At 58.1% G+C, this 20,489-nt stretch carries 12 protein-coding genes; 5 read left to right on the top strand and 7 right to left on the bottom strand.

Going from position 1 to position 20,489, the window contains the following annotated elements; all coding sequences use genetic code 11:
• Nucleotides 1–49: 49 nt before the first annotated feature.
• The 3 genes from AAA021_RS06370 to AAA021_RS06360 form a co-directional block, all read right to left on the bottom strand.
• Complete coding sequence (locus tag AAA021_RS06370) at nt 50–2,290, bottom strand: DNA gyrase subunit A (RefSeq protein ID WP_117840397.1); 2,241 nt, start codon at nt 2,288–2,290, stop codon at nt 50–52.
• A gap of 45 nt (nt 2,291–2,335) precedes the next feature.
• Complete coding sequence (locus AAA021_RS06365; RefSeq protein WP_006234601.1) at nt 2,336–4,333, bottom strand: toprim domain-containing protein; 1,998 nt, start codon at nt 4,331–4,333, stop codon at nt 2,336–2,338.
• Between the two features lie 157 nt (nt 4,334–4,490).
• Complete coding sequence (locus tag AAA021_RS06360) at nt 4,491–5,873, bottom strand: ATP-binding protein (protein ID WP_349088487.1); 1,383 nt, start codon at nt 5,871–5,873, stop codon at nt 4,491–4,493.
• Nucleotides 5,874–6,274: 401 nt separating this feature from the next.
• On the opposite strand from AAA021_RS06360, the gene AAA021_RS06355 reads away from it, so the two are divergent.
• Entirely contained in the window at nt 6,275–7,294 is a 1,020-nt protein-coding gene (locus tag AAA021_RS06355) for a hypothetical protein (RefSeq protein WP_349088485.1), read from the top strand.
• 112 nt (nt 7,295–7,406) lie between these two features.
• On the opposite strand, the gene AAA021_RS06350 is transcribed toward AAA021_RS06355, so the two are convergent.
• The 4 genes from AAA021_RS06350 to AAA021_RS06335 form a co-directional block, all read right to left on the bottom strand.
• The gene (locus AAA021_RS06350; protein WP_349088483.1) at nt 7,407–11,774 is read right to left on the bottom strand and encodes a hypothetical protein; all 4,368 of its coding nucleotides are present in this window, start codon (nt 11,772–11,774) and stop codon (nt 7,407–7,409) included.
• A gap of 156 nt (nt 11,775–11,930) precedes the next feature.
• Nucleotides 11,931–12,935, bottom strand: coding sequence for a LuxR C-terminal-related transcriptional regulator (locus tag AAA021_RS06345; RefSeq protein ID WP_349088481.1), 1,005 nt, complete (start codon nt 12,933–12,935; stop codon nt 11,931–11,933).
• A 68-nt stretch (nt 12,936–13,003) separates the two neighbouring features.
• Nucleotides 13,004–14,155 (bottom strand): ATP-binding protein, encoded by a 1,152-nt coding sequence (locus AAA021_RS06340; protein WP_349088479.1) that lies wholly within the window; start codon nt 14,153–14,155, stop codon nt 13,004–13,006.
• Nucleotides 14,152–14,826 (bottom strand): response regulator transcription factor, encoded by a 675-nt coding sequence (locus tag AAA021_RS06335; RefSeq protein WP_349088477.1) that lies wholly within the window; start codon nt 14,824–14,826, stop codon nt 14,152–14,154. Before AAA021_RS06335 ends, AAA021_RS06340 begins: the two co-directional genes overlap by 4 nt.
• 90 nt (nt 14,827–14,916) lie before the next feature.
• On the opposite strand from AAA021_RS06335, the gene AAA021_RS06330 reads away from it, so the two are divergent.
• The 4 genes from AAA021_RS06330 (at nt 14,917) to AAA021_RS06315 (ending at nt 20,468) form a co-directional block, all read left to right on the top strand.
• Nucleotides 14,917–15,063 (top strand): CD1871A family CXXC motif-containing protein, encoded by a 147-nt coding sequence (locus AAA021_RS06330; RefSeq protein ID WP_040219972.1) that lies wholly within the window; start codon nt 14,917–14,919, stop codon nt 15,061–15,063.
• Nucleotides 15,056–15,958, top strand: a complete 903-nt coding sequence (locus AAA021_RS06325; RefSeq protein WP_349088476.1) for a 4Fe-4S binding protein — start codon at nt 15,056–15,058, stop codon at nt 15,956–15,958. The genes AAA021_RS06330 and AAA021_RS06325 overlap by 8 nt, the downstream gene beginning before the upstream one ends.
• 29 nt (nt 15,959–15,987) lie before the next feature.
• Nucleotides 15,988–16,959, top strand: a complete 972-nt coding sequence (locus AAA021_RS06320) for a TlpA disulfide reductase family protein (RefSeq protein ID WP_349088475.1) — start codon at nt 15,988–15,990, stop codon at nt 16,957–16,959.
• Nucleotides 16,960–17,213: 254 nt separating this feature from the next.
• Nucleotides 17,214–20,468, top strand: a complete 3,255-nt coding sequence (locus AAA021_RS06315) for an ABC transporter ATP-binding protein/permease (protein WP_349088473.1) — start codon at nt 17,214–17,216, stop codon at nt 20,466–20,468.
• Nucleotides 20,469–20,489 lie beyond the last annotated feature (21 nt).

The following is a 20,489-nucleotide window of genomic DNA, read 5'->3' as shown; positions in this document are numbered from 1 at the left end:
TTCGGGCCCCGCTGCTTTGTAAAACCATGACGGTTTGGCTGCCGCTGTTTTAGTCAAACAGACTCGGCATGTCGTTTTCCTTCATGAGGGCACCGGCTGAGGGGAGGCTCTGCGCGGTGAACTTCTCGGCCGAGACGCCGGCGCCAAGGATTTCCTCGGTCGTGCCGACGGTGGTGACCGAGCGGCCCTTCTTGGCGGTAAAGGCCTGGACGCCCTGCGTGTTGGTGGTCGTCTTGGTCTTGAGCAGCGACGTGTTGAAGTTCATCAAACGATAGTCGCTCGAGACCAGCGCGATGTCGCGATCTTCCTTGAGTACCTGGGCATACAGCAGCTTGCTGCCACCGTAAATGGCGTTCTTGAGGCGCTTGCGGTTGGTCTTGGTGACGTATCCAGAAAGCGCGACGCGCACCACGCGGCCGTTCTCAAAGACAAACAGCACGTCGGCCTTGTAGTCCTCGGGGTCGATGACCCAGATGACGCTCTCGTCGGGTTCCATCTCGAGATCGGTCGGCAGGTACGAGCCCAGCTGTGCCGACTTGGTATCCTCAAACGCCGCGACTTTGCACTTATACACCTGGCTCTTGTTGGTAAACACGAGCAGCTCGTGCGTATTGGAGGACGGGAACTCGATAAAGGGTTTGTCGCCGTCCTTGTACTTGAGCGTGGTCGCCTTCTTGAGCACGCGGTCCGTCATCTTCTTAAGATAGCCATCGCGCGAGAGCATGATGGTAACCGGGTACTCCTCGACCTCGGGCTCCAGGCTTACCTCGATGACCTCGTGGGGCTCGATCCTGCCCGTGCGGCGCGGCATCACGTACTTCTTGTTGACCGCGGCCAGCTCGTCGCTGATGACCTTCTTGATGTTCTCCTCGCTGGAGAGGATCTCCTCAAGCTCGGCAATCTCGCCCTCAAGCTTGGCAATGTCCTTGGTGCGGTTGAGGATGTACTCCTCGTTGATGTTGCGGAGCTTAAGCTCGGCAACAAACTCGGCCTGGGTCTCGTCGATGTCGAAACCCTTCATAAGGTTGGGCACGACCTCGGCTTCGAGCTTGGTGCCGCGGATGATGGCGATGGCCTTGTCGATGTCGAGCAAGATCGCCTCGAGGCCGTGCAGCAGGTGCAGGCGCTCGGACTTTTTGCCCAGGTCAAAGTTAATGCGGCGACGCGTGGACTCAATACGCCACTTGACCCACTCGTGCAGAATCTGGCGCACGCCCATAACGCGAGGGTAACCATCGACCAGCACGTTGAAGTTGCACGAGAACGAATCCTGCAGCGTGGTCGAGCGATAGAGCTTGGCCATGAGCTTGTCGGGGTCGACGCCGCGCTTAAGGTCGATGGCGATGCGCAGACCCGAAAGGTCGGTCTCATCGCGGATGTCGGCGATCTCCTTGACCTTGCCCTCCTTGGAGAGCTTGACGATGCGCTCGATGATGACATCGGTCTTGGTGGTGTAGGGAATCTCGTACACCTCGATGATGCGCTCTTCGGGAATCCAACGCCAGCGGGAGCGAATCTGGAAGCTGCCAAGGCCGGTCTCGATGATCTTCTCCATCTCCTCGCGACGGTAGATAATCTCGCCGCCGGTCGAGAAGTCGGGCATGGGCATGTACTCGAGCAGGTCGCAGTCGGGATCCTGCAGGTAGTGCATGGTGGCAGTACAGACCTCGTTGAGGTTGAAGCCGCAGATGTCGGATGCCATGGCGACGCCGATGCCCTTATTGGCCGAGACAAGGATGTTGGGAAACGTGGTGGGCAGCAGGCGCGGCTCCTTCATGGCGCCGTCGTAGCTGTCGACGAAGTCGACCGGATCCTTGTCGATGTCCTTGAAGATCTCGGCGCTGATGGGGGAGAGCTTGGCCTCGGTATAACGCGAGGCGGCGTAGCTCAGGTCGCCCGAATAGTACTTGCCAAAGTTGCCCTTCGACTCTACGAAGGGGGCAAGCAGCGCTTCGTTGCCCGTCGCCAGGCGCACCATCGTCTCGTAGATCGCGGCGTCGCCGTGCGGGTTGAGCTTCATGGTCTGACCCACGATGTTGGCGCTCTTCTGGCGCTCGCCCTTGAGCAGACCCATCTTGTACATGGTGTAGAGCAGCTTGCGGTGCGAGGGCTTAAAACCGTCGATCTCGGGGAACGCACGCGAGACGTTGACGCTCATGGCGTAGGGCATGTAGTTGACCTCGAGCGTCTGCGTGATCGGCTGGTCGGTGACCTCGGAGTGCAGGCCGATGACGTTTTCGGCGTTGACCTGCTTTTTCTTTGGCTGGTTCTTCGTCTTCTTCTTTGCCACGATTTCCTCTTGAACTTCTTATGGGCCGTCGTTATCGATTTGCTGCTATTGCAGGTCCAGCTGGTCCAGATATTCCTTGCCGTGCTCGGAGATATGGCGCTTGCGGCCTGCCTCGTCGTTGCCCAGCAACAGGTTGAACATGGTTTCCATCTTGGTGACGTCCTCGGGCTCCACCTTGATCAGACGACGCGTCTCGGGATTCATGGTGGTGAGCCACATCATGTCCGGGTCGTTCTCACCAAGACCCTTGGAGCGGTTGATGGAGCACTTTTGGTCGCCAATCTCCTTGAGGATGCCGTTCTTCTCGAGCTCGGTGTAGGCAAAGTAGGTCTTCTCTTTGCAGTTGATCTCGTAGAGCGGCGATTCGGCGATATACACGTAACCCTCGTCGATAAGCGTGGGCACCAGGCGGTAGAGCATGGTGAGCACGAGCGTACGGATGTGATAACCGTCGACGTCGGCGTCCGTACAGATGATGACCTTGTTCCAGTTGAGGTTGTCCAGGTCAAAGGCACCAAGGTTCTTGATGCGCTTGTCCTTGATCTCCACACCGCAGCCCAGCACGCGCATAAGGTCCATGATGATGTCGGACTTAAAGATGCGCGGGTAGTCCTCTTTCAGGCAGTTGAGGATCTTACCGCGGACGGGCATAACGCCCTGGAACTCGGCATCGCGCGAGGTGCGAATGGCGCCTGCTGCCGAGTCGCCCTCTACGATGTAGATCTCGCGACGGTTCTTATCTTTGGAGCGGCAGTCGATGAACTTCTGCACGCGGTTGGCCATGTCGGTCTTCTGCTGCAGGTTGGTCTTGATGCTCTGGCGCGTCTTTTCGGCGTTCTCGCGCGAGCGCTTGTTGATGAGCACCTGCTCCATGATCTTGTTGGCAGCGTCTTTGTTCTCGATCAAGTAGGTCGAGAGGCGCTCCTTAAAGAAGGCCGTCATAGCCTGCTGGATAAAGCGGTTGTTGATGGCCTTCTTAGTCTGGTTTTCATAGGACGTCTGGGTGGAGAAGCAGTTGGTCACCAGCACCAGGCAGTCCTGGACGTCTTGCCACTTAATGCCGCTCTCGTTTTTGTTGTACTTGCCCTGTTGCTTGATGTAGGCATCGATGGCGCTGGTCAGAGCGCTGCGGGCGGCCTTCTCGGGCGAACCGCCGTTCTCGAGCCACGATGAGTTGTGGTAGTACTCCTGCATCATGAAGGTGCGCGAGAAGCACATGCACGCGGTAATCTTCACGTTGTAGTCGGGCAGGTCCTCGCGGTCGCGACCGCGACGGTCGGCCTCGATAAAGAAGGGCTCGGTAAGGTAGTCGGTACCGACCTTCTCGAGCACATAGTCCTCGATGCCCTTGGGATAGCAAAAATCCTCTTCGGAAAACTCACCATCGTCGCCCTCGATGCGCAGGCGGAAGGTCACGTTGGCGTTGACCACGGCCTGGCGGCGCATGGTCTCGCGATACCAGTCGTGGGGAATGCTGATCGAGGTAAAGACCTCAAGATCGGGGCGCCACTTGATGGTGGTGCCGGTGCGGTTCTCGTCGCTGGGCTCAATCTCGAGTGCCTTCTTCTTGGCGCCGACAACCTTGCCCTTCTTAAAGTGCAGGGAGTACTTGTTGCCATCGCGCCAAACCGTGACGTCCATGTACTCGGAGGCGTACTGAGTCGCGCAGGAGCCCAGGCCGTTGGTACCGAGCGAGAAGTCGTAGTCGCCGCCCTGGTTGTTGTTGTATTTGCCACCTGCGTAGAGCTCGCAAAAGACGAGCTCCCAGTTAAAGCGCTTCTCGGAGGGGTTCCAGTCGAGCGGGCAGCCGCGGCCGTTGTCCTCTACCTGAATGGAGCCATCGCGAAAGGCGGTAAGGGTGATGAGCTTGCCGTAGCCCTGGCGCGCCTCGTCAACGGCGTTGGACAGGATCTCGAAGGCGGCATGCGCGCAGCCGTCGAGTCCGTCCGAGCCAAAGATGACGGCGGGGCGCAGGCGTACGCGCTCCTCGTCCTTGAGCTGGCGGATACTGTCGTTACCATAGTTTGCGGTGTTTTTTGCCATACTCGCTCTCTCGGTGCTCCTTTGCTGCGTTTAAGTCATATAGATAGTCAAGGTAGCATAGCCCAGCCCACAGACGATTCCACCCAACACGAAATCCATCGAACAATCGTTCGATTAGATAATGAATGCTTGGAATGCGGGAGGGACCTGTCCTGTCCTATTCAAACATCTGCGGCAGGTCGATGAAGACGGTTCGATCGCTTTCGCCAGCTTCGAAGCCCGAACGGGAGAAGAATCCATAGCGATGGCACTTGAGTCCCGTTGCCTCGACTTGGGCGATTTCCTCGTCGACCATTTTTTGCGTGATGGGGGATTTGCGGAACTTTGCTTCGTAGAATGCGTAGCCCTCGGGGTCTTGCGTTACCACATCGAATTCGCCGCTCGTTTTGTTTGCGGGGTCGTCGTACCAGTACTTGCCTATGGCGTCGAAAGCCGGTTCGATCTTGCCGGTCCTGTTCTGCCGCACGAGGTATTGACGGCAGATCTCCTCGAACATATGAGGAACGTAGTTTTCCTCGAAGTCTTGGAAGACGTGACGATCATAGAAGACTTCCGAGTCGAGCAGCTGACGCGCTGAGGCATTGCGGAAAACATAGCGATAGTAAAAGAGCGAAAGCGGATCCACTACAAAGTAGCCAGACTTGCGCTTGTTCGTAGGGTCGTTGATGGGTGCACGCTTTTGGACGATTTCGAGTGACATGAGCTTGTCGAGCACGTCTGCCATGGCCGGACCGCTCGAGACGTGCGACTGTGCCAGCACGTCCCCCCAACGGGAGTAGCCTTGTGCGAGAGCCCCGAAAACTTCGTTGGCGTTGGTCATCTTCGAGATCTCGGCGTTGAGATAGGACGGCACCTCGCTTTCTAAGCGGGCGCCAGGTTCCGTGACGAGCTCGATGATGTTGTCGCGTACGCTTTGGGATTGATCGATGAGGCGATTGTAAAAGGGGATACCGCCAAAAACGCTATAGAGCCGCACCTTGTCCTCGGGCGAGAACGCGGGATAGAACTTCGCAGCGTCAAAGTAATCCATGGGCTTAAGCTCAAGCGCGAGATCAATTCGCCCGTAGAGGGGGCTTTCATGCTCGATGAGGGATTTCATAATCTCAACGTAGGAGCCGCACAGGACAATGTTTAAACGTGAGTCTTCCCTGTGGGCGTCGATTGAGGTCTGAAGAATGCTGTCTAGGCCTTTAACCGCATCTCTCAAGTAGGGGTATTCGTCGAGAACGAGGGTAATGTTCTTGTCTTTAGCTTGGGCAAACAGAAATTCGATGAGCTCGCGGATGCCTGTGAAGGCGAGCGGAGGAAAGCTCAGCGCTTCAGCAACAAGGACGGACAGACTCTCGAGGTTGTCTGCCTCGGAGGTTTGGCGGCACTCGTAATAGACCGTTGCGACGTCCGACAAATCGGTTAGCGCCTGCTTGATGAGCTCACTTTTTCCGACGCGACGCCTGCCGTAAATGAGAACATTGCGCTGCTCGGGTGCTTTGAGCGTTTTCTTAATACGGGCGAGCTCACGCTCCCTGCCAATAAATTCCACTTACTCGGTTCCTTCCGACTCGGTTTTGTCCGAGTTAATTGTATCGCATGGATCAGTTTATGCTCGAGTTTACTCGGACAAAACCGAGTCGGTTCTGCCCGAGTAAATTTGAAGGCGGCCGAATGCGTCTTGCTGCGTTTGCGGTTGGATACGTTGTCGAAAACGTGTCGTGCGGATTGTTGGATCGAATCGAACATTGGGACAGACGTCTCGTTTTATGGGCCGGGGGCGTGCATGTGCGAGTTCTTTTGGCCCATAAGGAACGCTGGTGGGTCGTTATTTGGGCCACGGGTCACTTCGCCGGCGCCGTGTTTCGTCATACGCTCATAGTGGAAGCCGATGCCACGGGACGACGAAGGCCTTGGGCAACGGATGAGGTGCAAGCGAAAGGAGCGGTGAGGATGATGAAGCCCATGACGAAGAAGCTGCTGTTAGGAATTCCCACCGTGACGCTTTCGGCCGTGCTGGCGTGTACGGTGGCCGGCTGTGGCGGTAGTGCTCCGAGCGGCTCGGCTGGCAGTTCGGGCGGCAGCGCGCCTGTGCAGGAAAAGCCCAAAGCCTATGATTCGCAGACGGTCGAGGTGGCAGGCATTACCTATGAGTCGGTGGCTCACGGTACGTTCTATCGTGGCGATGCCAAGCTACAGGACGGCTTTTACCTGCACATCAAGATCACCAACAACAACACAAAGAACAGGACGTTCAGTTCCTTTAACGTGCATGCTGCCCAGGGCGATCTTGAGGCAGGCGACCCGTTGTTTACTTCCGGCAAGGCGGCCGTGCTCGACTACGTTGCAAGCGAGGCCCCCGATGAGCTGCACGAGGGCATCGACCTTTCCGAGAGGCCAGATATCGGCTCGGGCGAGACCGTTGAGTACGTGTATTTCTGGGCGCCCAAGACGGCGTACTACGGGCCTATCACTGTCGAGTTCGTAGACGCTTATGCCCCCGCTAAGAACCACGAGGCCATGCACTTTGACACCACGGGATGCGAGACCAAGGAGTTCAAGGCGGCCGGCGGCGTGGCCGATTCTGGCGAGAAGGCAGATTTAACGGGCATCGACTGCGCATCGTACAGCATCGAGGCCGCCGATGGGTACACGCTGGATTCGTCCGACGAAGAGCGTGAAAAGGCAAACTTCTTCCATGACGAGACTGGAGGACGCCTGAACATCAGCATCTTCCCGCGCTCGCCGGAGGAAGAGGTTGCAAGCCTAGAGCAGGTCTACGAAGGCAAGGAGACAACAACCGACCAGGTCGAGTACAACGGCATAACGTGGCTGCGCTTTACCGGTCCCGACAACGGCCATACACTGTTTGCGACGGCTCCCGCAACGGGTGAAACCGTCCGCGTGTCGATTGGCTGGAAGATCGATTGGGACGCCGCCGTGCCCATGATGGAGGCTCTGAAGCTCAAGTAACAGGCTGCGATTCCCACGTCAGGCGACTCAGGGCTGGCTCCGAGTTATCGGGGCCAGCCCCTTTTGGTGTTCGATGAGCCGAGTCGGCGTCTCTCGCAAAGGTAACTGAGAGCTAGTGAGGCTTATCAGAATTGACCTCATCGGCGGTGTCTTTTTCGAGCGCCGTGCGGCGGGCGCTGTAGGCGATGAGGCCGGCGCCTGCCACGGCGAGTGCAGCAGCGGCTGCCGTAAGGGGAGCGTTGACATCGCCCGTGCCCGCAAGCGCGCCCGCTTTTCCGGAGCGCTTGTTAGTGCCGTGGTCCTTGCCACTGCTGGAGCTGCTTCCGCCGGAGTCGCCGCCCTTGTCAGTACCGCCGCCACTCGAGCCGCCACCGCCGTCCGCCGTCATCGGTGCATCGTGAAGCCCCGTCGTATCCGCGCTGTCGCATACGCCGACCTGAACTTCTGAGCGTTCGCATGCCGCGTCGGGCACATGAAGCTCGTGCAGTACGGCGCCCAGCGCCGAGTTTGCGCCCGGTCGAATTTCCTCGAGCGTTACGGGATCGAGCGCCACCAGATTACGCGCCTTCGCATATAGCGTTACGCGTTTGCCCACCTCGTCGCTCCAGCTCTCCGGGATAGCAAAGCTCATGCGGAACTGTGCCGTGCAACCCGGTGCCAGCACGGCGTTGCCGTTGTCGGCTACCAGCGGGTGCGTTGCAAAACATGTGCCCAGCGTCTCGAGCGCGTACTTCACGTGTGCCATGTCGTTGGCCGAAGCGTTCTCGGCAAGCTCTGGATCGTAGATCGATGCCATGCGTGTGTTCGCTCCGAACCCGATGGATGCGCTGGAGAACGGCTGGCTGGAGCTCTCTCGGTACAGATCGATCGTGCCGGCGGTCAGCAAGGTGTTGCCGTCGTTTCGCACCGTGACCATGAAGGATTCGCCTGCTGCTCCGGGCACCACCGCGCCCGAGGTAGCGACTGCGCCCGTCGGAGTGGCACACGCCACCAAGGGCACTTCGATGCCGTGTAGTTCTGCCTCGCTCTTCTCCGCGCTCACAATGTGCGTGGCGAGCGCGGAGAGCATGCTCCCCGACGTCAAAAATGTCGTTATCTGATCGACGGGATGGTCTAGCTCGCACATCACGAACGGCTCCGTAAACAAATCTCCCGCCAAGGTGCTGGCGAAGATGCGGAAGTGCTTGCCCATCACTGCTACCGGGTTGCCTTCTTCGTCGTAGGTTTGTCCCACCTTGCCATCGGTGTTCTCTACATAGAGCACGCACCTGCCGTTGTTGCTTACGCTAAACGATGCCGGACCACAGCCTGCGGCACCCACGGGCTGCGTTGCAAATGCCGATGCGCCTCGCGTCCAAGTAATATGCTGCAGTTGCTCGTTGACGGTTGCCAAAAAGCCCGAATGTTGTGGCCACGGCACCGCGTGGGGTACTGTGGCATCTGGCGGCATAACGCCCCAACCCGCGATGGACTGGCCGATCACGGCATACGATGCGCAGCCGCAACCGTCTGCGGTCTCGTACGCAACGGGCACCACCATTTTGCCGTTGATATTCTCGGGCGCGCCCAGCTCGATGCTCGACGGTGCCTGTGGAAAGCGGAGGACCTGACGGAACGTGAGACTGTCGCCCGAAACGTCCGACCACAGGGTAAAGCACTCCAGCGCAACCTCGGCCTCGCTGCCGAGCGCCTTTTCTGCGGTGGTTCCGCGGCGGTGGAGGTAGGCACCCGACAGACGTCCGTCGACAAGTGTCTTGCCCACCGTGATACGTGGGCACTGCAGGCAATGGTAGCCATCCTCCTGAAGGCGGCCGCGCGAGATGCTGCGCCACGACGTGTGCGATATCACGCGAACTCCGTCGTTGCTTATGCGCAGGCGCACAACGGACAGTATGCCGGATGTGCTCGCCGTATCGAAAAGGGTGTTGTCACCGGCGGGGCGCTCGCCCGAGACCAGCAGCACGTAGGCGTCCTGGTTTCCCCTCCCGTCCGTATATTCCACCACGTCGAAGTCGTAATCGTATATGCCGTCGCGCTCCACGTCGCCCTCGCCAAACCCAAGGGGGAAGTCCACGGGTGTGGGAGCGGACCACGTGCCGTTCGTCTTTGTATGCACCACCAGGCGCGAACGACCATTCTCGCCGTAGCGCACCGAGGCGATACGGAATAGGCACTCCACGCCGGCAATCATCGTTAGCTTCATGTGGGCTTCGCTGAGCACGCCGGAAAACAGCACGTTGTCGCTCGAGGGTTTTATGCCGCCACGCTCGTCCTCCGACACGCCGGCAGAATTGGCGTTCGGGTCGGCAACGGTGTTCGTTGCCTGACCGATGTAGGTGTACTCATACATCGGCGCGGCGTTTTCGTCGTTCTCTATCAGTGCATGGACGAAATGCTCGATCTGCCCCGTGTCGTCGCTTTCTGCATCCGCCTCGAGCTCAATGCGCGTGACCGCTTGATCCCAATCGCGCACGACAGGCGCAGCGTTTACGGCAGTGGCCTTAACCTCGGCGCGTGCGAGCAGTTCGGCGTTGGTGACGATGGTGGCCGATGCGATAAATTGCGGCACACCACCCGCCTCGGCGTTGCCGGCCGAGCCGAAGCGGGCATCCAGCGTATAAGGCGTATCTCCATCCAATGCGAGCTCAGAGCGCTGGAGCACATACTGGTCGCCATTGTTCACCGACATATTCCACGAATCGATGAGTGTGGGCCACGACCCCGACCAAGCCTTGGTGGTCCACTTGAACATTACGAACTGGAGTATTACATCGACATCGACGTCTGCACCTACACGCAGTCGCGGAAGCTGGTGTCCATTTGCCTTTTCGTACCCAATGAACAGCGTGAGGGATGCGGCGCCGCGCACGGCAGACGAAGCGACGCCTGCAACGCCGGCGCCAAAGGTGACGGCAAGCCCGATCTGGATGGTGAACGAGCCCGACGTGTTTGAATAGTCGAGCGAAATGTTTTTAAAAAACGCCGCGCCGCTGCCGTGCGTGTGGGCACCCACGGCGAGCGCCAGTTTTGCCAGCACCCAGGGGTTGACGTTTAGGAAAAATGGCACCGGTCCTAGGGTAAACTGCTCGGTCCAATTGAGGTCGGTTCTTACCTGGAAGAGGGCCTTAATATTGCCGTATGCGGGGTCGTTGTTGTTGCCCCAGGTTTTGCCCACCCAATCGTAGGCGAGCGAGCCGTACAGCTGTGTGGCGATATCCATCGTGAACAGCGGCGTGCAATGGTGGCGAAGGAGCTTGGTGTTTCTTGGATCGGTGCCCGAACCGGCACTCATCCTCTTGTACTGATTCCACTTCCCCTCCATCTCGTCGAGGTAGCGGTTTGCCTGCTTGGCGCCCGACTCGCGCGGCGATTTCTTCCAGTATTCCGGATCAGGGTTGCCCGAATCGTTCATATAGCTAGCTGGTTTGCACCCTCCGCCAAACAGCACGTATCCAGCAAACGAGAAATCGAACAGAATGGGAAATGTGGGCATCCAGCACGTGAACTTATTGCCGCCGATACCGGGAAACGCCGCGGGGAAATCAAACGGAGTGATCTCTTGGTCCATGGTGGTGGGAATGATGGTGGTCGAGCCCGATTCCGCCTTTGCGGCCGGCGCGGTGACAACGGCCATAGGGGATGAGAGCGTGTAGGTTTTGCCCTGGTAGTCGAGCATAAAGCGCAGCTTGCACCTTTCCTCCAGAAGGCCCGAAGCTGCATCGAGGAACGTGTCTTCAAGCGTGAACGTCGCCAGATTATCCGCGCCCGATGCGCTGGCCTTGATCTGGCCGATCTGCGTGACGGTTTCGGTTGAGCTGCCCGCAGCGGGCATCACTTTATTGATATGCAACGTTGCCTGCCCGCCCTGCGGCAGATGAGCCTGCACGGTAAAAGCGTGCGTGTCGGGCTGGTCGTTTGCTGCTTCGTCCGCTGGCATTGCCATAAACGTGGCGTCGGCGTACTGGATGTCCCATTCGTCGAACGTGAGCTGTCGAAAGTACGGCTCGCCATCGGAGAGCGGACGTGTGGGTGCGGTAATAGCGGTGCCGCCCTGGATACGCGCAAGGGGAATCTCGACATCGCGGTAGCCTGCCATGCTAATGGAGATGCCGCCGTTAAAGTCGTACGCGTCGAGAAGCGTTGCCTCGTCCACGTAGCCTTCTGAAAGAGGGGCGACCTCAAAGATGGCCGTGCCTTCGTCATCGGTCGTGGCGGTGAGCTGCTTGCCTGCGGCATAGCGCGATATGAGCGTGACCTGGGCACCCGTAATGGGCGTATTCTTGTTGGCGACGTCGACCACGACCACACCAAACATGGTGCGCGAGAGCACCAAGACCTTGAAGGGATCATCTTCGTCGGCGTATGCCTCGGCGGGGGCGAACGGCAATATGAAGGCGTTTGCGCTTCCCGGCACGCGCGGCAACATAATGCTCGCCAGCGAGGACGCTCCGGCAACAAGCAACGAACGGCGATCAAGCATCTTTGGCTCCCATCCCGCAGGTATCGGTGGAAATAATCCAATTTTGCGAGAAGGCATCCTGTCACGGTAGTGCCGTCCGAGGGCCAAAATGTCCAATTTGAGCGAGCGAAGCGCCGGGGCTCCGGGGCGCACGTGCCGCGCTAGGCAGTCTGGCCGCTAACGCAGCATATGCGCGACCAGTTCGGTGCGCGTGCCGATGCCAAGCTTTGCATACACGTTGGACAGTCGATTTTTAACGGTACCTGGCGACACGCCCATGTGGCGTGCGATTTCGGCGTTGGTCCATCCGCGGCAGGCGAGCATGGCCATGGTGAACTCCGTGGTCGTTAAATCGTCGGCAACGTCCTCGCCCGAATCGGGGTTGTGGATGCGCCGCCAGCCGTAGCTGAATCGATACGTAATCTCGATGATACGTGCGAAATCGTCAGGGTATTGCGATTTTAGGCATGCCTCGATGAGCCCCTGCAAAAGGCCGTGGTGCTCGCCAATGAGCTCGATAAGGCCGTCGGGGCGCGCAATGTTCCAAGCGGCTCCGAAGTGCGTTTTTGCGGCGTCGACGTCTTTGAGACTCATGCATGCCATGGAAGCTGCCAGGTGCAGGAACAGTTCCGAGATCGGATAGCTCCCCTGTTTCATGATCAGGGCGTTTTCCGCCATGCCCAGACTGCGGCCATATTCGCCGCGCAGGTACAGGGCATGCGCCATCACGTAGCTGGCGAACAGGCGCAGGCCTTCGGGCAGATGCGCCGCAAGCGGATAAAACTCTTCGGCAGAATACGGGGAAGACAAGTGCAGCAGGACGCTCGCGGCCGAGGCGAACAGGATATGCGTGGCGTGGACGGCGGGTGATTCCTCGTCAGTTGGCGTATCGAGGATGCCCGCAAGACAACGGCGGGCGTCGGCGATACGGTTGAGCGACAGGCTGGCGTATCCGCAGATAAAGCATGCGGAATAGCGCAGTGCGGAATCGGTGGCGTCAAGATAGGGGCGCGCCGTCTTGGCAGCGAGGGCGGCCTGTCCGCGAAAGTACAGCGCTTCTGCCGTGGCGATGGTGCGTGAATCGGGGCCGGAAATGCCTGCAACCGCAGCGTCAATCTGCCCCGGCACAAAGGCAGTGCACATCAACGGCATGGGAACGCATGGGTAGCCATCGCAGTCCATCTTCCATCTCCCAACAGCTGGCAACAATAGCAGCAATTGTACTCCTGTTGCTCGGGACCCCTTTCGTTTTACTGCTCGGTTGACGCTGCGGATCGTTTTGGAAGGCTTACGAGCATGGTGGTCCCGTTCTCGGAACTTGTTTCGACCTCTACTGTGCCACCGTGAAGAGCTGCAATCTCCCAAACGAGCGCTAGTCCGAGTCCTGCGCCGCCGTATGCCCTGCTGCGGGATTTGTCTAGACGAAAGAACGGTTGGAAGATGCTCTCACGGTACTGCTTGGGTATTCCCGGGCCCTGGTCCTCGACTCGCAGGAACACGTGGCTGTCGTTGTCGCAGATGGAGACGTTGACAGTCGAGCCGGGGCGGCTGTAACGGATGGCGTTTTCGACCAGATTAAACACCAGCCGATAGAGGAGCGTATCACTTCCGATTGTCAAAGCGTCTCCGGCGCAATCGAGGGTTACGTCCTTATTCTCGGCAAGTGGCGCAAGGTCGGTGAGGACCTCTTCGGACAAGAGACCAAGTTCCACATCGTCCTCGCAAGGAACGCTGCGGAGCTCACTCATCTCGAGCAATACCTTGGCCATTCGAGACATGCGCTCGGTTTGTTCTTGTAGCAGGCCGAGTAGCTCGGCAGTTTCGGGTTGCAAACCGGAGTGCTCGGAGATGAATAGTTCAATCTGTGCTTGCATAAGGGCGAGCGGGGTGCGCAGCTCGTGTGCGGCGTTGCCGGTAAACTGACGCTGTGCAGAGAACCCTTCGCCAAGACGGGCGATCATGTCGTTGAAAGAGGCGCTGCATCGTTGTAGCTCGATGGGCACATCTTCACTGAGCCTGATTTCGCTTAGGTTGTCAGGCTGCACACGCTCGACCTGGGCCGCAAAAGCCCGTAGCGGTTTGAGTGCACGGCCGCTCACAAAGTATGCCAGCGCGCCGCCAAGGAGTGTGACTCCAGCCGTGATGTACCAGGCTGTCGTGCCAAAAGACTCCTGTGCGTCGTTTACGACGATCGTGACCTCGTCATCGAGGCTCTCCTTCGTTGGGTCAAACGCCTGAGGTGCATCTACGCCGGCTGCGCTAAGGGCCGAGATGTCGCTGCCGATAGCATCCATGTAGCGCATGCCCGTATAGCCGACCAGACAGTTCGTCAGCACGCATGCCGCACACGTCAGCAGTGCCGTCATAATCGTTATGCGCCATTGCAGCGAAAGCCTTTTCATTCGCTATCCTCCATAACGTAGCCCTCTCCAATCCGATTGCGAATCGGGTCGTATCCCAAAGCGCTGCGTAGCTTTTTGCGGAGTGACGAGATGTGAACGCGGGTTGCGTTGCTAAAGCTGTTCACGCTGCTATCCCAAACGTGCTCGATAAGCTCCTCTTGGCTTACCGGTCGCCCCTGATTAAGCATCAGGTATTCCAAGATTCCCGTTTCCTTGCGTGTAAGAGATAGAGCCTCACTGTCCACGGAAGCGATGCGCGCCTTGGTGTCAAAGCTGAGCTTTCCGCAGGCTAATACTATGTCGCTTTGTGCGAAGCGCCTGAGGGTAAGGCTGCGGATCCTTGCCGCAAGTTCGTCCAGATGAAACGGCTTGGTAAGGTAATCGTTGGCGCCGGCATCGAGTCCGGCGACTTTATCGGATACTTCGCCACGCGCGGACAGAATCAGTACCTTAGTCTCGCAATCGGTTTTCCTAAGTTCCCTGAGCACGGCCATGCCGTCGATACGGGGAAGGTTGAGGTCGAGTACCACGAGGTCAAAGACTTCGACGCCCAGCAGGTCGAGCGCCTCCTGCCCGTCGTGGCAGCAGTCGACGCTGTACGCCAGGTTTCGCAAGCTGCGTGCGATCGTGTCGCACAGTGCTCGCTCGTCCTCGACGATCAAAATACGCATAACAGTCTCCTTGCACATTCCAAATCGCGCTTAACACGGATTTTATAGTCGATATGGTCCAATGGTCGCGTAACGAAAGGAGTGGTCAGGTTGTTCAAAGCGGTAAAGCCCGTGGTACAGGTCGCTTTGTTGATCGTCGGAATTGCCATGGTGTGCTTTGGTGTTATGCGTGGCGAGGCGGATGCCGTGCTGGCCAAAGCGATTAGGCTGTGCTTGGAGTGTATCGGAATTGGATAAAAGAGAAAACACTGCGTCGCATGTTTTGGCCCGATTTCGCGGATTCATTCAGGCGGCGGCGACGCTGGTCACCAACATTCACCTGCCAAACTTTGCCAAAGGCGGCATCTATCAGGGCGCGGGAAAAACAGTCTGCGTACCTGGACTTAATTGCTATTCGTGCCCCGCGGCATCGGGTGCGTGCCCCATCGGGTCGTTCCAGTCGGTGGTAGGTTCATCCAAGTTCAACTTTTCTTACTATGTTACCGGTACGCTCATTTTGCTCGGCGTGCTGCTGGGACGCTTTGTATGCGGCTTTCTGTGCCCGTTTGGCTGGCTGCAGGAGCTGCTTCATAAGATTCCCGGAAAAAAGTTCTCCACGAAAAAGCTTAAGCCGCTCACGTACATCAAGTACGTCGTGCTGCTGTTTGCCGTGGTGCTGCTGCCCGTCTTGATGGTTAACGACGTGGGCATGGGCGACCCGTTCTTTTGCAAGTACATCTGTCCGCAGGGTGTGCTCGAGGGCGCCATTCCGCTGGCCATCGCCAATGCCGGCATTCGATCTGCGTTGGGACATCTCTTTACTTGGAAACTTGCCGTTCTCATTGCCGTGGTAGTGCTGAGCGTTTTGTTCTACCGCCCCTTCTGCAAATGGATTTGCCCACTCGGCGCATTCTATGCGCTCATGAATAGGGTGTCCTTGTTGGGGATTCAGGTTGACGCGTGCAAATGTGTCTCGTGCGGCAAGTGCTCAAAGGTTTGTCAGATGGACGTTGATGTGGTCCGCGCGCCCAATCATGCCGAATGTATCCGGTGCGGAAAGTGCATCGGGGCCTGTCCCGTCGATGCCATCAGCTATCGCTATGGCCTGGATGTGTCGGCGGAAAAGCTTCCCTTGACCGCTGATAAAAAGTAAACAAGCTTCGACAAAACGGAGGAATGACTATGAAGCTTTCTAAGATTGCGGCCCTGTTTATGGTGCCGGTATTGGCCTTGTGCCTTGTGGCATGTTCGGCGCCCGGTGGCAATGCGAGCGAATCTGCGAGCTCCGATCCTAAGATCGCAGAACTCACTGCGCAGAAGCCGGCCAATGCCGACGAGGCCGCCGAGCTGTATGCGAAGCTCATGCAGAAGGAGAACGAGATCTTTTCGAGTGATAACGCGCTGTGGGAAAAGGTATTCAATGCGGCAAATAAAGACTCGACAATGATTGAGGACGGCAGCAATTACGGCGATTTCTTGCTCAAGACCATCGACGGCGCCAAGGATGAGTTTACGGCGGATGAGCTTAAGACGCTCAAGGCCGGTGCGCAGCAGATCAAGGAAATCGAGGACAAGCTCGAGAGCTTGGAGAAGGAGTTCCCCGGCTGTGGAAGCACGCCGAGCGCAGGCGAGAGCGTCGATGCTTCGACCGCTGGCATGACGGCTGGTGCCAATGCTTCGAGCGAGGCGACGAAGTTCCCCAGCTTTACGGGCAAGGACCTGGACGGCAACGACGTGAGCAGCGACGAGCTGTTCTCTAAGAACAAGGTTACCGTCATGAACTTCTGGTTCACCACTTGCAAGCCGTGCGTGGGTGAGTTGGGCGATCTTGAGAAACTGAATCAGGAGCTTGCCGAGAAGGGCGGCCAGGTCGTGGGCGTCAATTCCTTTACGCTCGATGGCAACAAGGGCGAGATTGCAGATGCCAAGGACGTGCTGAGCAAGAAGGGCGTGACATATAAGAACATCTGGTTCAAGTCGGATAGCGAGGCCGGTAAGTTTACGTCAAATTTGTTCTCGTTCCCGACGACGTATGTCATCGATCAGAATGGCAACATCGTAGGGGATCCAATCGTGGGAGCCATCAGCTCCGCCGAGCAGCGCGCAGCACTCAACAAACTTATCGACCAGGCGATTGCGAATAGCGAGCAGTAGAAAACGCGTAAAGCATAGCGAGGATCGTGTGTCGCTGTGCGAAGTAGTTCGCTCCCTTTCAAGATAAACTCCACCATATAGAGGTCCCGCTCGGGACCTCTTCTTTTAGGCACCGTCCCGTTCGTTTTTTGATGCGGTTCCCTACATTCCTCACTGGCGCCGGCAAAAAATGGGGATAGAGTAGGACAAACGCGTCGAATACGAACGGCGGGGGAGAGCGGGCGAATGTGCCTGCGCAGGAGAGGTTGCCGTCCATGCTGGAGCTCAAAGGTATTTGCAAAAGGTACGTTACGCAGGCGTTTACGCAGGTGGCGCTCGACAGCGTGAGCCTGTCTTTTCGCGATAACGAGTTCGTGGCCATTCTGGGACCTTCGGGGTCGGGCAAAACTACGATGCTCAACGTTATCGGTGGGCTCGACCACTTTGATTCTGGCGACCTGCTGATCGACGGTATTTCGACCAAAGACTTTCACGATCGCGATTGGGATGCCTACCGCAACAACCGCATCGGCTTTGTGTTCCAAAGCTATAACCTCATTCCGCATCAGACCATTTTGGAAAACGTGGAGCTGGCGCTCACGCTCACGGGCGTGGGGCATGCCGAGCGCCGCCAGCGTGCGCGCGAGGCGTTGGAGAAAGTCGGCTTGGGCGAGCACGTTAACAAGCGCCCGAGCCAGCTTTCGGGCGGGCAGATGCAGCGCGTGGCCATCGCCCGCGCCCTGATTAATGATCCCGAGATTGTGCTGGCAGACGAGCCGACCGGCGCTTTGGATTCAACGACATCCGTACAGGTCATGGACCTGCTCAAGGACGTGGCGCGCGACCGCCTAGTCATCATGGTCACGCACAATCCCGAGCTGGCGTACCAATATGCCACGCGCATCGTCAATCTGGCGGACGGCAAGATCACCGACGATTCCGATCCCTTCGATGCTGCCAAGGTCGCGCGTCGCGAGGCAAAGCCTACGCGCAAAACCTCGATGAGCTTTGTGACGGCGTTGGGGCTTTCTGCCCGAAACCTCATGACCAAGAAGGGCCGCACGGCCATGACGGCCTTTGCGGGCTCGATTGGCATTATCGGTATCGCGGCGATTCTGGCGCTGTCCAACGGCGTAAACGGCTACATCAAAAAGGTCGAGGAGGATACGCTCTCGAGCTACCCGCTCACCATCTCCAAGCAGGATTACGACCTGTCGTCCATGATGGGCGGACAGGGGGCTGCGGATGATGACTCGCCTGAAAACGTGGATTCATCCGACGACAGTGCCGGCGGCAAGGCTAAAGGAACCGATAAGATTCCTGTGGTCACGGCCGTAAAGGATATGTTTGCGAGCGTTAAGTCCAACGACATGACGAGCTTTAAGGCATGGCTCGATGCCGGTGGCGACGGCATCGATAAAGAGGTCAACGCCATTCAGTACGGCTACGGTGTATCGCCGGTTGTCTATCGTGCCGGCAAGGGCGATGAGAAGCCTGTCCGGCTGGTGCCCAACGCCATGACCGAGGCCATGAGCGGAGGCGCGAGCTCGGCGGCAACGGTGAGCATGGAATCCATGGGAACCTCGGTCTTTAACGAGATGATCGACGACCAGAGCCTGCTCGACAGTCAGTACGATGTCGTCGCCGGTCATTGGCCCACGTCCGCCAACGAAGCCGTAATGGTGCTCTCGAGTCGTGGCACGGTGGGTGACTACACGCTCTACAGCATCGGCGCGCTGGATATCAATGAGCTCAACGATCTGGTAAACAGCGCTATGACGGCTGACGGTGGGGTCGAAACGCCCGAGACCGGCACCGAATTTACCTACGACGATGCGCTGTCCACGACGTTTAAGGTGCTGTCGCCGGCCGATGCCTATCGCAAAAACGAAGAGACCGGCATGTGGACTGACATGTCTGACGATGCCGACTTTATGACGGCCAAGGTTGCCGACGGTATCGACGTGCACATTGTGGGTGTGGTGCGACCTAACGAGACCGCCAACGCGAGCGCGTTGTCTCCGGGTATTGCCTATACGCATGCACTGACTCGCCAGCTTATGGAGCGCGCCGCCGATTCGCAGATTGTGCAGGAGCAACTCGCCCACCCCGAGACGGATGTCTTTACGGGCAAAACCTTCGACGAACTGCAAGGCGAGGCCAAGCAAGGCGTGGATCTGGGCAGCATGTTCAGTGTGGACGAGGCAGCGCTCAAGAGCGCGTTTTCGTTCGATACATCTGCGCTCTCGGGTGCAGCCGGCGGTATGGACCTTTCTGGCATCGATCTGTCGGGGCTGGACATTGACCTTTCGGGCGTTGGCAAGGACATCGACTTCAGCGACATCATGGCAAAAGCGCCAACCCCAGATTTCTCGGGTATCTTTGACGGTCTGGAACTCACGCCCGAGCAAATGCAGCAGGTGGGAACACTAGCCAACCAGCTGTTTGAGGGCTTTTTGCAGTCTGATCAGTTTAAGGCGCTGTCGCCCGAAGACCTTAAGGACGCGTCAAAGCTCGCCGCCGCATTCTCGACGTATCTTGAGAATGATGCCGCAGCCCAGCAATATCTGGCTCAGCTCAAGGCACTCGGTGGCGATGCCCTGGCCGAGCGCCTGCAACAGGCGATGACCGACTATGTGCAAAAGCAGCTGGCTCCGTATCTGCAGCAGGCTATGGATCAGGTGATGAAGACAATTAGCGAGCAGATTGCGACGACGGTATCGTCCCAGCTCAAGGCGGGCGCGGCAGGGCTCATGGGCCAGATAGCGACACAGATGTCTTCGAGTTTTGCCAACCTGGCGGGCGCTATGCATATGGATGCGAGCGCCTTTGCCCGCGCCATCCATTTCAACATGGACGCCGAGGATCTGAGTTCGCTCATGATGAGTTATGCCAAGGCATCGCAGCTTACCTATGACAACAACCTGACCACACTGGGTTATGCGGACGAGGCGGACCCCATCTCGGTCAAGATTTTCCCGCGTGACTTTGAGGCCAAGGAGCGCGTACTCGACCATATCGATGCGTACAACAAGCAGGTCAAAGCCGCCGGCCACGACGAGCAGGCAATCTCGTACACCGACTACATGGGCATCATCATGGGCTCGGTAACTGATATCGTGAATACCATCAGCTTGGTGCTCATCGCATTCGTGAGTATCAGCCTGGTGGTGAGCTCCATCATGATCGGCATCATCACGTACATCAGCGTGCTGGAGCGCAAAAAGGAGATTGGCATCCTGCGCGCGATTGGCGCGTCGAAGCGTAACGTGGCAAACGTGTTCAACGCCGAGACCTTTATCGAGGGCCTCATTGCCGGCGTCTTTGCCATTGTCGTCGTGGTGCTCGTGAGTTTCCCGGTCAATGCCTGGGCACTTGCGGTCAAACAGGTTCCCAACCTGATGAGCCTGCCCGTGCAGGATGCGCTGGTACTCATTGCAATTTCGGTGCTGCTAACGGTCGTTGCCGGCCTGCTGCCTGCCCGCAGCGCATCCAAGAAGGACCCCGTCGAAGCCCTGCGCTCCGAATAATGCGACAAAGGGACTGTCCCT

Origin of the sequence: Collinsella sp. CLA-JM-H32 (assembly GCF_040098165.1) — a bacterium.
Lineage (GTDB): Bacteria > Actinomycetota > Coriobacteriia > Coriobacteriales > Coriobacteriaceae > Collinsella.
The sequence above is the reverse complement of the archived record's forward strand: the minus strand, read 5'-3'. Positions and strand labels throughout refer to the sequence as shown.

Bases quoted from the DNA above. Each gene is read 5' to 3' on its own strand.
- AAA021_RS06320 (WP_349088475.1), top strand. From the start codon at position 15,988: ATGAAGCTTTCTAAGATTGCGGCCCTGTTTATGGTGCCGGTATTGGCC.
- AAA021_RS06335 (WP_349088477.1), bottom strand. From the start codon at position 14,826: ATGCGTATTTTGATCGTCGAGGACGAGCGAGCACTGTGCGACACGATC.
- AAA021_RS06340 (WP_349088479.1), bottom strand. From the start codon at position 14,155: ATGAAAAGGCTTTCGCTGCAATGGCGCATAACGATTATGACGGCACTG.
- AAA021_RS06365 (WP_006234601.1), bottom strand. From the start codon at position 4,333: ATGGCAAAAAACACCGCAAACTATGGTAACGACAGTATCCGCCAGCTC.
- AAA021_RS06315 (WP_349088473.1), top strand. From the start codon at position 17,214: ATGCTGGAGCTCAAAGGTATTTGCAAAAGGTACGTTACGCAGGCGTTT.
- AAA021_RS06355 (WP_349088485.1), top strand. From the start codon at position 6,275: ATGATGAAGCCCATGACGAAGAAGCTGCTGTTAGGAATTCCCACCGTG.
- AAA021_RS06345 (WP_349088481.1), bottom strand. From the start codon at position 12,935: ATGGACTGCGATGGCTACCCATGCGTTCCCATGCCGTTGATGTGCACT.
- AAA021_RS06350 (WP_349088483.1), bottom strand. From the start codon at position 11,774: ATGCTTGATCGCCGTTCGTTGCTTGTTGCCGGAGCGTCCTCGCTGGCG.